12 protein-coding genes and 1 pseudogene are annotated in these 11878 nt (G+C 61.2%); 5 read left to right on the top strand and 8 right to left on the bottom strand.

The genetic code is table 11. The annotated features are described in order from the left end of the window. Positions 1–5 precede the first annotated feature (5 nt). The 5 genes from MF268_RS01935 to MF268_RS01915 form a co-directional block, all read right to left on the bottom strand. Complete coding sequence (locus MF268_RS01935; protein WP_238369218.1) at positions 6–1142, bottom strand: sugar ABC transporter substrate-binding protein; 1137 nt, start codon at positions 1140–1142, stop codon at positions 6–8. A 72-nt stretch (positions 1143–1214) separates the two neighbouring features. Next, positions 1215–1934, bottom strand: a complete 720-nt coding sequence (locus tag MF268_RS01930; RefSeq protein ID WP_238369217.1) for a FadR/GntR family transcriptional regulator — start codon at positions 1932–1934, stop codon at positions 1215–1217. 34 nt (positions 1935–1968) lie between these two features. Further along, on the bottom strand, positions 1969–3282 hold the full coding sequence (locus MF268_RS01925; RefSeq protein ID WP_238369216.1) for a TRAP transporter large permease: 1314 nt from the start codon (positions 3280–3282) through the stop codon (positions 1969–1971). Further along, a complete protein-coding gene (locus MF268_RS01920) occupies positions 3279–3851 on the bottom strand; it encodes a TRAP transporter small permease subunit (protein ID WP_238369215.1) in 573 nt (190 codons plus the stop codon). The genes MF268_RS01925 and MF268_RS01920 overlap by 4 nt, the downstream gene beginning before the upstream one ends. A gap of 79 nt (positions 3852–3930) precedes the next feature. Then, on the bottom strand, positions 3931–4956 hold the full coding sequence (locus MF268_RS01915) for a TRAP transporter substrate-binding protein (protein WP_238369214.1): 1026 nt from the start codon (positions 4954–4956) through the stop codon (positions 3931–3933). A 350-nt stretch (positions 4957–5306) separates the two neighbouring features. Between MF268_RS01915 and MF268_RS01910 the strand changes: the two genes are divergently transcribed. Then, positions 5307–6068 (top strand): SDR family NAD(P)-dependent oxidoreductase, encoded by a 762-nt coding sequence (locus tag MF268_RS01910; RefSeq protein ID WP_238369213.1) that lies wholly within the window; start codon positions 5307–5309, stop codon positions 6066–6068. A gap of 66 nt (positions 6069–6134) precedes the next feature. Here the strand turns inward: MF268_RS01910 and MF268_RS01905 are convergent, their stop codons facing one another. Together MF268_RS01905 and MF268_RS01900 are read right to left on the bottom strand one after the other, a co-directional pair. Continuing rightward, a complete protein-coding gene (locus MF268_RS01905) occupies positions 6135–6332 on the bottom strand; it encodes a type 1 glutamine amidotransferase family protein (protein WP_238369212.1) in 198 nt (65 codons plus the stop codon). Positions 6333–6347: 15 nt separating this feature from the next. After that, a complete protein-coding gene (locus MF268_RS01900; protein ID WP_238369211.1) occupies positions 6348–7241 on the bottom strand; it encodes a LysR family transcriptional regulator in 894 nt (297 codons plus the stop codon). A gap of 358 nt (positions 7242–7599) precedes the next feature. On the opposite strand from MF268_RS01900, the gene MF268_RS01895 reads away from it, so the two are divergent. The 4 genes and pseudogenes from MF268_RS01895 to MF268_RS25145 all read left to right on the top strand — a co-directional run bounded on the left by MF268_RS01895 (position 7600) and on the right by MF268_RS25145 (position 8921). Further along, complete coding sequence (locus tag MF268_RS01895; RefSeq protein WP_238369210.1) at positions 7600–7788, top strand: hypothetical protein; 189 nt, start codon at positions 7600–7602, stop codon at positions 7786–7788. A gap of 38 nt (positions 7789–7826) precedes the next feature. Beyond that, positions 7827–8156: a nuclear transport factor 2 family protein gene (locus MF268_RS01890; RefSeq protein WP_238369209.1), complete on the top strand. Its 330-nt coding sequence runs from the start codon at positions 7827–7829 to the stop codon at positions 8154–8156. After that, a pseudogene (locus MF268_RS25150) lies at positions 8153–8527 on the top strand (SDR family NAD(P)-dependent oxidoreductase); the annotation flags it as partial. The gene MF268_RS01890 and the pseudogene MF268_RS25150, both read left to right, overlap by 4 nt. A 25-nt stretch (positions 8528–8552) precedes the next feature. Further along, the gene (locus tag MF268_RS25145) at positions 8553–8921 is read left to right on the top strand and encodes an SDR family oxidoreductase (protein WP_337926776.1); all 369 of its coding nucleotides are present in this window, start codon (positions 8553–8555) and stop codon (positions 8919–8921) included. Positions 8922–9411: 490 nt separating this feature from the next. Here the strand turns inward: MF268_RS25145 and ligD are convergent, their stop codons facing one another. After that, positions 9412–11877: a DNA ligase D gene (ligD, locus tag MF268_RS01880; RefSeq protein ID WP_238369208.1), complete on the bottom strand. Its 2466-nt coding sequence runs from the start codon at positions 11875–11877 to the stop codon at positions 9412–9414. Position 11878 lies beyond the last annotated feature (1 nt).

The raw sequence follows: 11878 nt of genomic DNA, 5'->3' as shown, positions 1-11878 counted from the left end.
TGGTCTCAGTTCGTGTCGGCTTCGCTCTCGGCCATGATATCCGGCCCCGAAATGTTCACATTACAGGGCGGAAATTCGTTCACGGTGAAGAAGTTGTCCGGCAATTCGGACCAGTAGTTCTTGCCGTCTTCAAGGTCCTTGTAGGTGGCTACCGGCAGCGGCACTGAGATGAGCTGCGGCATCACGTTGCCCTCCAGCGCCGAGACTGCCGCCTTCATCGCAACAGCGACGAGGCCCGGCGACTGGCCGATGGAAATGCCTTTCAGCCCTTCGTCGGAATACTCCGCGATGGCCTTGCGGAACCCGTTCTCCGACTCGCCTGCGACAGGCACCCACGGGTGACCCGCGTCTTTCAGCGCCTGCACGATCCCGTTGGAGCCGCCCTGGCCGATCACCGCGTCGAACTGGCCGTGCACGGCGATGGCGTCGGCCACAACTTTCTGCGTCGTTCCGTCGTCCCAGTTGCCAACCACGGTGACCACCTCCCAGTCACCGTCATCCGCCGCGATGGCATCGTTGATTGCTTGCGAGCGGTCCCGGTCCACCGAATTGCCAGCTAGGCCGCGCACCTCAAGCAGCTTGCCGCCGTCGACGCCCATGGCGTCCAGCTCACCCAGGATGAACTCGCCCCATCTCTTGCCCATGGCAAGCTGGTCCTCGTTCACCTGCATCACCGCGTCGGTGTCGAGCACGTTGTCAAAGGGCACAAGCACGACGTCGTTCTTGTCGGCCAGGCGGATCACCCGGTCAAAGCCCGTCGGCGCCACGGCGATGGTAATGATCGCGTCATAGCCTTGGTTGATGAAATCCTCGATGGCGCCGAGCTGCGCGGGCGCGTCGGTGCCGGTCGAGACGACCTTAAACGCCGAGATCTTGTCCGTGATGCTCGGGTCCTCGGCGAAGGCCTTGGCCGTCTTCACCATCTGGATGCGCCACGTATTGCCCACGAAGCCGTTGACCACGGCGATCTTGTACGGGCCTTCCTTGGCGGACCATTGCATGTAGGTCGTGTCCTTGTCCCAAGGGGCGAAGCACTCGGGCTCGGCGCCAGGGCCCGAAACAACATTGGGGCCGGCATAAAGCACGCCCCCGCTCAGAAACGTCGCTGTCACCAGCGTTGCAAACAACGTCTTCAGTTTCATTTTCTCCTCCCAGAGAGTTTGAAATTTCCATTGTCCGGCCGGCTGACCGCCGGCTCTCGCTCGTTCTGCTCGTCAGGTTCTGCTTTCCGGAATGCCAGTCTGTTCGGAAAAGGTTGCGAGGCCTTTCCGGAGATGGGTCCGCATGAGGTACTGGTAGGCGAGGTGGTCCGCCTCCTCGATGGCGTTCAGGACGCCTTCGTGCTCACGGTAGGTTTCGCCCTCGATGATGCGCCGCGTCTTGCCGCGCTGCATAATCCTCAGGATCACCGGCTTCATGATACCGTAGACATCGAGGATCGACCGGTTCCCTGTCAGGGAGATCAGCTTGATATGGAACCGGTAATCGAACTCCGACGCTTCCACGACGCTGCGGGCCTGCACCATCTGGCGGTTGAGGTCGCGCAGTTCTGCGAGGTCCTCCGGCGTGACAGCGTCAAAGATGGCGAGTGCGGTGCCGGTCTCGATCAACTCGCGGAACCCCTGGATATCGTCAAAGGTCCGGCGCGAGATCTCGGCCACGTTGAATGAGAAGATGTCCAGCGCACGGTTCATCCGTTCGTCGATGATCGTGGCACCAACCTTGGGCCGCACGTCGACTATGCCGTAGGCCTTCAACATCCGCATCGCCTCGCGCACGGTATTGCGACTGGTGACAAAACGTTCGCAGAGCTCGCGCTCGGTCGGGAGCTTGTCGCCGACCGTCAGCCCATCGGTCTCGATCAGCTCCCGTATCTGGGCCACGACCTGATCTACGGCCGATCCCTGACTGGTTTCTTCGAAAGTGTAGTCCAACTGTCTTGCCTCGTGTCGAATGGTCAAAGGGCCTTCATATAAGCCAGGTTGCGATTGGCGGGAATAAGAGGATGGTCACGAGAACCACCAATTGCAGCGCGATGAAGGGCAGGAGCGCCGTGTAAATGTGCTTCAACGTGATCTCCTTGGGCGCCACGCTTTTGAGATAGAAGGCGGCGGGGCCGAAGGGTGGCGTCAGGTAGGAGACCTGCATGTTTACCGCGAAGAGAATGCCGAACCAGATCGGGTCGTAGCCGAGCTGGACCACGATCGGGACGAAGATAGGCAGGGTCAAAAGCGCGATACCAATCCAGTCGAGGAACATGCCCAGCACCAGCAGGATCAGCATCATCACCATGATAATGACCACCGGTGCCGCCTCGATGCCGAGGATCGATTGAGCCACGAACCGGTTGCCGCCCATCAGGTTGTAGACGCCCACGAGCACGGCGGCTGCGATCCCGATCCAGATGATCATCCCGCAGGTCTCGAGCGTGTGGACAAGGCTTTCTTGGATCATCTTCACCGTCAGCTCGCGCCGCATCAGCGCGATGATCATGACAGCAGAGACCCCCATGGCCGCAGCCTCGGTGATCGAGGCGATGCCGCCATAGATCGAGCCGAGCACGACGAAGACGATGAAGAGCGGCGCAGCCACCGAACGAAGAGCAGACAGGAGGGATTCCTTTTCCGCCTCCTCGCGCGACATCGGCGGGCCGAGATTCGGGTTCCGCCAGCAGAGGAACAGCACGTAGGCCACGTAGAATCCGAGCAGCAGCAAGGCAGGGGTGATCGCCGCGATGAAGAGGTCGGCGATGGAGGCATTGGCGACTAGCCCGTAGATGATCAGCACGATCGAGGGCGGCATCATCGTCCCGAGCGATCCCCCGGCGCAGACCACGCCGATGGAGAGGTTCCGGTCGTAACCCAGCCGAAGCATCTGGGGCAGGGCGAGGATGCCGAGAAGGACGATCTCGCCGCCGATGACGCCCGACATGGCGGCCATCAGGATCGCCACGATAAGGGTCTGCACCGCGACGCCGCCCGGTAGGCGGCCGGCAAGGATGCGCATCCCGTTGAAGAGGGAGCGCGCGATGCCGGAGCGGTCGAGGAGCGCGGCCATCAGGATGAACATCGGGATGGCGACGAGCGAGTATTCGGTGATGAAACCGAAGATCCGGGCGGTCACCAGCGGCAGCGCCATGGGCCCGAACCATCCGAAGGTGAAGATAAGCGCGACCAGCCCCGTGACCCATGCCAGCGGCTGGCCGGTTAGAAGGAGAACGAAGATCGCGGCGACGAGAAGGTAGGATCCGTATTCGATCCCGAGAGAACTCAGCCCCATCATTCGCCTCCGCGCGTGACAGAGGAGATGTCGCGTCGGAGCGCGTCGATCAGGTGTAACACTGTCTGGACGAACATAGCAACCACGCAGATGAGCACCAGCAGCTTCAGAAGGGCCGGCGTCGGAGGGTTCCACGAGGTCCCCGTACCTTCGAGGTGCATGGCTCCCGTCGGTGTAAACCATGATTTGCCGACCATGATCCAGCTCGCATAGGCGAGGCCTGCGAAGAAGACGAGCGCCACGATAGAGTTAAAGATGTCCAGCGAGCGCCGCCGCCGTGGCCCGATCGCGTCGTAGAACATCCGCACCCGGATGTGCTTGTCGCGCGCCAGTGCCACCGGGCCGCCGATCAGGAAGATCGCGGCGATCAGGAAGGTCGTTGTCTCGTGCGCCCAGAAGGTCGGGCTGTCAAAGACATAGCGGGCGACCACCTCGATGACCGTGATCAGGAAGGCGATGAAGATCGCCCATGCAAAGAGTTTAGACGACCCCGCGATCGCCCGGTCGAGGCCCGTGCGGATCTCCGAATCCTCGTTCTCGACCTTGTTGATGATGTCGCTCTCGTCGGCCATGTTCGGACCGCCTCCCTGCCTGTCAGAACGGCGCCCGGCGCAAGTCGGCCAGGCGCTGCTTTATTGGATTATGCTTGGATCAAAGCAGGTTGCGGCCCTGAAGGTATTTTGTCACCGCATCGTAATAGCGCTGGGTCATTTCGGTTTTGGGCGCCCAGTTCTGCCATTCCTCCTGCGCGATGCGACGGAACTTCGCGCGCTCGTCGCCGGACCAGTTGATGATCTCGATCTCCGGGTTCGCCTTGGCCTTCTCCACCGCCGCAGCATCAAGCTGCCGGACCGAGAAGATGTGGTTGAAGCTGAACTGCTGGACCGAGGCAGTCAGGATTTCCTGCAGATCCTCGGGCAGCTCATCCCAGATCGACTTGGTCATCGACACGTCGATCATCGGTAGCGAGTGGAAGCCGGGATAGAGCGGGTAATGCGCGATGTCGTTCATTCCGAGTGCCTGGTTCGTGGCGAAGACGGTGTTATCCGCCGCGTCCACCACACCCTTGTCGAGCGCCGAGAAGATCTCGGATCCCGGAAGCGACACGGGTGCCGCACCCGCCTTCGAGAAGATCTCGTAGACCATGCCTTCGGGCGCCCGCATCTTGACGCCCTTCAGGTCCTCTACCGTACGGATTGGCACGCGCGAAACGAAGGCTTCGGGCTCGGTTGCTGCCGCGCCGATGAACTTGACGCCATAGGGCTCGACCAGTTCGGAGTAGAGTTCATTGCCGCCGCCGCTCTCCATGAAGCCCAGCAGTTCGAACGGGTCGCTCCACGCGCCGACGAGGTTGCCCATCATCGCGAAGGCCGGGTCCTTTCCCGTGAAATAGCTGGGGTCGGTCAGGTGTCCCTGCAGGATACCCGCGCCGACCGCGTCGAGCGTGTCGGTATGGGGCACGACGGAGCCGATCGGCAGGATCTCGATCTCGATCCGGCCACCGGACAGCTTGCCGACTTCTTCTGCCCATTTTTGCTTGTTGACGAAGCCCGGTTCGCCTGCCGTTTCCGACGTCTGGAACGTCCAGTTGTAGTCGGCGGCCATGGCCGCTCCGGCTAGGATAAGCGCCGAAGCGGTCAGAACCGCCAGTCCTGAAAGCCTGTTTACGAAAGTCATGTTGTCCTCCCTAGGGTCGATGCCCGGCCCATCTCCTCCAGCGGGCCGGGAGAGGCTCAGCGCCTCTTTGGTTGGGCAAATAAGGCATATGGTTAAAAAGATATCAATATTCACTTTCGTATCCGGACGAGGAGTTTTTGCCTTTTGTCTTATTAATCAGAGGCGATTCCACAACAAAAATAGCATAATTGACCGATGTATCCGAACAAAGGCGGTATTATTGAAGCTTTTGGCCTGACAAAATGATTCTGCAAGCGTCGCGATTCTTTAGTTGTGTCGCTGTATTTGTCACCCAGATTATCTGGGCTTGGACCGAAGTGGGAAGCGCCCGTGAAAGAAGGATACCGATCATGATGAAACTCTCCGGAAAGGTGGCGCTGGTCACTGGTGGCAATGGCGGCATTGGTCTTGCCATGGCGGCGGCGCTCGCCGATGCGGGCGCGACAATTGCGATTGTCGGACGAAACGGCGAAAAAAACGCCGCTGCATCTGCGACTCTTGCCCGCGAAGGCTTCCCGACCCCGATGGCGTTCAACGGCGACATGACAGACGAGCAGAGCGTCGCGAAGATCATGGCGGGCGTCGTCGACGGTTTCGGAAGGCTGGACATCCTGATCAACAACGCCGGCACGAACGACCGTAAACTGCCGCAGGACTATTCGGTCGCCGAGTGGAATGGCCTGATTGCGAGCAATCTCACCTCGGCCTTCATCGCCTCGAAGGCGGCCTATTCCCTGATGGTGAAGAGCGGAGGCGGAAAGATCGTGAATATCGGGTCGCTCATGTCCCTCTTCGGATCGCCCAAATCCGCGCCCTACGCCGCGGCTAAGGGAGGCGTTGTACAACTGACCATGTCACTGGCCACCGCCTGGGCCAGTAACAACATCCAAGTCAACGCGATCCTGCCCGGCTGGATCGATACCGATATGACGGTCATGGCCCGCGACCAGGTATCGGACCTGAACGAGCGCGTTCTGGCGCGCACGCCAGCGGGACGTTGGGGCCGACCGGCGGACCTGGGCGGAGCCGCGCTCTTCCTGTGCTCCTCCGCGTCGGATTTTGTCACCGGCATCAGCCTGCCCGTGGACGGAGGATATTCCTGCGCCGCATAGCGACACTGCCGCGAAAGAAACGGAGGTCACTTGCGGCGGCCAACGTCTTAATCTGGATGAGCCATTTCAGATGTCGCGGCTCTCAGCCCCGAGTAACTTGAGGCATTCTCGCATGAAACTCGCCAACGCCGTCCAGCCTTTGTGCGAGACCATCTTGCCGTCCACATAGGCCTCCTTGGGGCCTGCGTCGTGATAGGCGCTTCCGGCCGCCGCAACGCGCGCGCTCTTCGGAAGAGGTTGGAAAATTTCAAAGTTTCCGGCCATTTTCTTCCAGAGAAATTAGCGCGCCCGGGAAAGTTCGCGCGCCAGGTCGACGAAGACCTTGAAGGCCGCAGGCGGGTTGCGCCGACTGGGGTAATAGAGGCACAGGGGCGACAGCGGCGGGGTCCAGTCCTCCAGTACGCGCACCAGCCGGCCCGCCTCGATATCCTCACGTACGTCGGATTCCATGAAGTAGCCGATACCGACCCCCTCCAGCGCGGCAATCCGGGCAAGGCTGGCCTCGTCCAGCGTAATCGGGCCGAGTACGTCTACCTGCACCGGCTCGGTCTCGGATAAGAACTGCCAGCGGAACATGCCGCCGTTCGGCAGGCGGGTTCTGATGCACGCATGGCCGAGTAGATCCGAGGGCACCTGCGGTACCGACCGCCCCGCGAAATAGGCGGGGCTGCCTACCACTGCGTAGCGGCGCGGCGGCCCGATCGAGATGGCGATCATGTCGGAAGGAACAAGCGGCTGGCTGCGCACCCCGAAATCGAAACCCTCCGCGACAATATCGACCAGGTTGCCTTCGGTGACGACATCGACACGGACGTCGGGAAACCGCCGGAGGTACTCCAGCACGAGCGGCGCGAGAAACTCGCGTCCTGCCGTGGCGAAGGTGTTGATCCGCAGCGTGCCGCGCGGAGTTTCCTGCTGCGAGCGTACCGTGTCGAGCGCCTGATGAATGTCCCGCAGCGCCGGGCTGACCTGCTCGACGAAGCGCCGTCCGGCGTCGGTCAGCGAGACGCTGCGCGTCGTGCGGTTGAACAGGCGCACACCGAGCTGCTCTTCTAGCTTGGCGATTGCGTTGCTCAGGGCGCTGGTCGACATGCCAAGGTCGAGCGCCGCCGCCCGGAACGATCCCCGCCGCCCGATCGCCAGCACCGCGTCGAAATCCGTCAGCTTGTACATGATGATTGTCCCGAAATCCGCAATTCCACATCTCAGTTTATCCCGGTTATCGGCATGGCGTCAAAGCCGTAGATTGGGAGGCAGAACGGTAATGGAGTTTAAAAGATGCAGTACGACCAGGTCTTCTTCAGCACTGAGCAGACAGCCCAAGCCTATGGTATCCTCGACGCGCTCATCGCCCGACATCTCCGCCAAGTTCGGTTGGAAATTCAAGGACAGTGGCGCGCCCGCCACCATGCGCCATCCCCGGCTGCTGCCCCGCGGATAGGACAACAACTACATTATTACCCACGGCCGAGCCGGTCTCAAGGACGTCCGTGTCGTAACGGCAGAGGCGACCTCGCTCGAACAGGACTGCATGATCTCCTTCCTGCTGATGGAAACCAACCGTTCGCTGCGCCTGCTGCTGGATAACTCTTTCCGTGGGCAGGGTGAGCAGGCCGCACCCAAGCAAGTCGATGCCGTGGCCGCGCTGACCTCCGTTCCCACGGAAAAGATTCCTTCGCGCACGAAGAACTCGAACGCCGAGATCGGCACCCGCACCTGAACATCCCCAATCAGACCGCCAAGACAGGAGAAATGACCATGAGTATCGACCTTCCCGACGTCATCGACGCCTATTTCAAGGCGGACAAGAAGGGCAACGCCGGGGCCATCTCGGAATGCTTCACCCCGGACGCCACCGTCGTGGACGAGGGCAATACCTATACCGGTCGAGACGAGATCCGGCAGTGGAGGACGACCACCTCGACCAAGTACACCTACACGGTTGAACCCTTCTCGCTGGCCGAAGAAGGCGGGCGCATCGTCGTCACCAGTCACCTCGTCGGCGACTTCCCCGGCAGCCCCGTCGACCTGCGGTACTTTTTTGTACTGAAGGACGATCTGATCGCGGAACTGGAGATCGTGCCATGAGCCCTTTCGTGACGCTCGAGGGCAAACGCGCGCTCATCACCTCCGGCACACGCGGTGCCGGAGCCGCCACGGTAAAGCTCTTCCAGGACCTGGGCGCGCGGGTGCTGACCACAGCCCGCACCAAGCCGCCCGAGATGCCGGAGGCGCAGTTCGTTACGGCCGATCTCATGACCCCCGAGGGCTGCGCCGCAGTGGCCCGGGCGGTGCATGACCGGCTCGGCGGTGTGGACGTGGTCGTGCATATGCTGGGTGGCTCCTCGGCTCCGGCCGGCGGGTACCGCGCCCTTGATGACGCCCAGTGGCAGAAAGAGATCGATTTGAACCTGATGCCGGCAGTGCGGCTCGACCGCGCGCTATTACCGGAGATGGAGGCGCTTGGTTCAGGGGTGGTGATCCATGTCACCTCGATCCAGAGCCAACTGCCTCTGCCCGAAGCGCGCCGCCGCAAAGGCAGCGCTTTCGACCTACAGCAAGAGCCTGTCGAAACAGGTGTCGCCCATGGGAGTCCGAGTGGCGCGGGTCTCTCCGGGCTGGATCGAAACGGAATCCTCGGTGCAACTGGCAAAACGCCTCGCGGCGGAGCACCGGGTGGACGTCGAACAGGGAAAGCAGATGATCATGGACTCGCTGGGCGGTGTACCGATCGGGCGTCCGTCGAAGCCGGAAGAGATTGCGAACCTCATTGCCTTTATCGCTTCGGATCGTGCGGGCACGATCACGGGTACTGAGTACGTGATCGACGGTGGTACCGTGCCAACAGCTTAGGCGTTAATGCGGCGTGAGAGTTCGTCGATCCCGCATAGACATGGAGATTTCCGAGGACGAGGTTAGTGCCCCATGGCATGGCAACGGACCGCCATGGGGCACAATGCAATCAGCTGCGTATTGTGACCTCGCGAACGCTTCCGCCTCGACCGGTCACCGCTGGCAAGATCCTATATCTGCATATCTTGGACGGCATCGCTTAATGTCGCAAAACACCACGACCTGCCCGGCGTGCTCGGTCAAGTCACACTTCTAGTCCGCGACCTCCGGTTTCTTTGGGCTGAAACCGCTCATCCGTTGCGCATGGCACAACGATCTGCAAAGGGCCGGGAACAGCTGATCCAACGCGGCCTTTTGTCTTGCTTCGACCCAATGGCACAGGGACCGTTCGAGTCCAGAGGTACAGCCAATGAAAAGTGCTTTAACTCATGCTTTCGATGACTGCCGGCGGCAGGTTTGATCGGGTCTCCCGCTGAAGCAAAGACCCATCCTACTGTAGATTTGAAAGTGCATCGATGGTTGCTGATGTCAGGGACTCCGGGTCGTTGAGGCGTTTCAAATAAGGACAGTCCGCATCAAGCCGTCCTGTTGCCGCTTTCAGGCTGAAAGTGTCCGGGCCCCTCAGCCTTTTCAACTCATCCCAAGTCACGGGGATCGCTACGCTAGCATTTGGTCGCGCTCTGATTGAGTAGGGTGCGATAGCCGTCGATCCGCGTTCGTTGCGCAGCCAGTCGATAAAGATGCGTCCCTTGCGCTTTGCCTTGGACATGCCTGCCGTGAAACGGTCCGGTTCTGCTTGCGCCATGATATGGGCCAAGGTCTTGGCAAACAGCTTGACCGTTTCCCATTCCTGCCGGCGCTTGAGGCAGACGCAAACATGCACCCCCTTGCCGCCGCTGACCACCGGGACGGACGCAAGGCCGAGCGCGTCCAGCCGGTCCGCCACGTCGAAGGCAGCACGACGGACCTGTGGCCAGCCGAGCCCCTCGTCGGGGTCGAGGTCGAAAACCAGACGGTCTGGTCGGTCAAGCCGATCCGAGCGCGCGCCCCAGATGTGGTATTCGATCGTGCCCATCTGTGCCCCTGCGACAAAGGCGCTGGCGCGGGTGGCGTCGAGGTAGGTGGCGATTTCGCCGTCGCTTTCGGAGATCTCGATACGGTGCAGTTCCTTCGGCATGCCTTTCCCGGCATGCTTCTGGAAAAACTGCTCGCCCTCCATTCCCTCGGGCAGGCGCAAGAGCGAAAGGGGCCGTTTGCCCGCGATCTCCAGTAGCCGTTTACCGGCGGCGTCGTAATAACGCGCTACGTCGCCCTTGGTGATATCCTTCTTGGAAAAAATCACGCGGTCTGCGTGGCTGATGACAATGCCCGCAACCTTGGTGGTCTCGGCGCTTTCGGGTTTGCCCTTTGGCGTTTCCATCCTGATCTCCTTTGCGTCCTTGTCGTCGCGCAGGCCGAGGTAGCTGCCGTGTCGGATATGCCCGTCTGCGGTGAATTCGGCAAAGTCCACTTCCGCCACCAAGGCAGGCGTGACCCATTTCGCCTCGGCGGCGATGTCGGCGGGGACGTCTGCGAAGGGACTGGTCTTGCGCATCCTGAAGGCCGCTGTCAGCGTGTCGAATGCCGCCTCGTTAAAGCCGGTGCCCACGCGCCCGCGGTAACGCAATCCTTCCGGTCCGTTCTCGCCCACCAGTAGCGAGGCAAACGGCCGCCCCCTCTTGTCGGATGGGGAATAGCCGCCCACAACGAACTCCTGCCGCCTTGTGCATTTGATCTTGAGCCAGTCTTTCGTGCGCCGTCCGGAATACAAGGCCTCTGCACGCTTGGCGATGATACCCTCCGCACCGGTCTTGCAGGCACGCGCAAAGAGATTCTGACCGCCACCCTTGATATGCGTGCTCATGCGCAGCGGGCCGTCATCGGGCAGATGCTGCAACAGTGCGGCCAGTTTTTCCTTGCGGTCGAGAAGGGGCTCTTTCGTCAGCTCGGTGCCGTCGAGCGACAGCAGGTCGAAGGCAAAGAACACCAGTGGCCTTCCGCCTTTCAACGCCGACTGCAATGAGGAAAACGCAGAGCCGGAAATGTTGCGGGCCATCACCTCGCCGTCGATCAGGGCTGATTTGCAGGGCAGGGGGGCGAAGGCACCTTGAAGCGCGTGAAACTGTTCCGTCCAGTCCTTTCCGTTTCGCGTCCAGAGCCGGGGGCCGCCCTTGCCGAGAGCCGCGAGGCAACGGTAACCGTCGAATTTGGTTTCAAAGATCCAGTCATCGCCCTCGGGCGGTTCCGACACCAGTGTCGCGAGTTGGGGGGCGCGGTAGCGCGGGCGCCTGCCGGTCTGGGTGGTGACCTCGGCCTTCTTGATGGATTTGGCCTTTGCGCCGCTGGCGATCTGTTCCATCGTACGGCCCGTGGAGACAGAGACGTCGAAGCTTTCCGTCAGCCGGTCGGGTTCATCAGTGGCAACGGAGTCGCGGTGCTTGATCAGCAGCCAGTTTTCGCGATTTTCGCCCTTGGTCTTCATCCTTACCAAGGTCCAGCTGCCCTTCATCCGCGCGCCCATCAAGGTAAAAGCCAGCTTGCCTTCCTCAAGACCCTTGTTGGGGTCGTTCTCCGGCAGCCAAGTGCCTTCGTCCCACATCATCACGGTTCCAGCACCGTAGTTTTTGGCAGGGATCGTCCCCTCGAATGTGCCGTAGTCCAGTGGGTGGTCTTCAGTCCGCACAGCAAGGCGTTTTTCGCCCGGATCGTCGCTGGGGCCCCGCGTCACGGCCCAGCTCAGCAGCACACCTTCCCACTCCAGCCGGAAATCATAATGCAACCGTGTGGCGTCGTGCTTTTGTACAAGAAACCGCAACTTACCGCTGCGGCTCTCGCCTTTCTTCCCGGCAGGCTCTTTCGTCTTGCTGAAATCGCGCCGGGCATTGTAATCGGCGAGCGGATCGGCGGCGCGCACCATG

The sequence above is a fragment of the Heliomarina baculiformis genome (assembly GCF_019966545.1).
Taxonomy (GTDB): Bacteria; Pseudomonadota; Alphaproteobacteria; order Rhodobacterales; family Rhodobacteraceae; genus Heliomarina; species Heliomarina baculiformis.
This window is presented reverse-complemented; position numbering and strand designations above follow the sequence as displayed.

Bases quoted from the DNA above. Each gene is read 5' to 3' on its own strand.
- MF268_RS01915 (WP_238369214.1), bottom strand. From the start codon at position 4,956: ATGACTTTCGTAAACAGGCTTTCAGGACTGGCGGTTCTGACCGCTTCG.
- ligD (WP_238369208.1), bottom strand. From the start codon at position 11,877: ATGGTGCGCGCCGCCGATCCGCTCGCCGATTACAATGCCCGGCGCGAT.
- MF268_RS01900 (WP_238369211.1), bottom strand. From the start codon at position 7,241: ATGTACAAGCTGACGGATTTCGACGCGGTGCTGGCGATCGGGCGGCGG.
- MF268_RS01910 (WP_238369213.1), top strand. From the start codon at position 5,307: ATGATGAAACTCTCCGGAAAGGTGGCGCTGGTCACTGGTGGCAATGGC.
- MF268_RS01895 (WP_238369210.1), top strand. From the start codon at position 7,600: ATGATCTCCTTCCTGCTGATGGAAACCAACCGTTCGCTGCGCCTGCTG.
- MF268_RS01925 (WP_238369216.1), bottom strand. From the start codon at position 3,282: ATGATGGGGCTGAGTTCTCTCGGGATCGAATACGGATCCTACCTTCTC.
- MF268_RS01890 (WP_238369209.1), top strand. From the start codon at position 7,827: ATGAGTATCGACCTTCCCGACGTCATCGACGCCTATTTCAAGGCGGAC.
- MF268_RS25145 (WP_337926776.1), top strand. From the start codon at position 8,553: ATGTCACCTCGATCCAGAGCCAACTGCCTCTGCCCGAAGCGCGCCGCC.
- MF268_RS01935 (WP_238369218.1), bottom strand. From the start codon at position 1,142: ATGAAACTGAAGACGTTGTTTGCAACGCTGGTGACAGCGACGTTTCTG.
- MF268_RS01920 (WP_238369215.1), bottom strand. From the start codon at position 3,851: ATGGCCGACGAGAGCGACATCATCAACAAGGTCGAGAACGAGGATTCG.
- MF268_RS01905 (WP_238369212.1), bottom strand. From the start codon at position 6,332: ATGGCCGGAAACTTTGAAATTTTCCAACCTCTTCCGAAGAGCGCGCGC.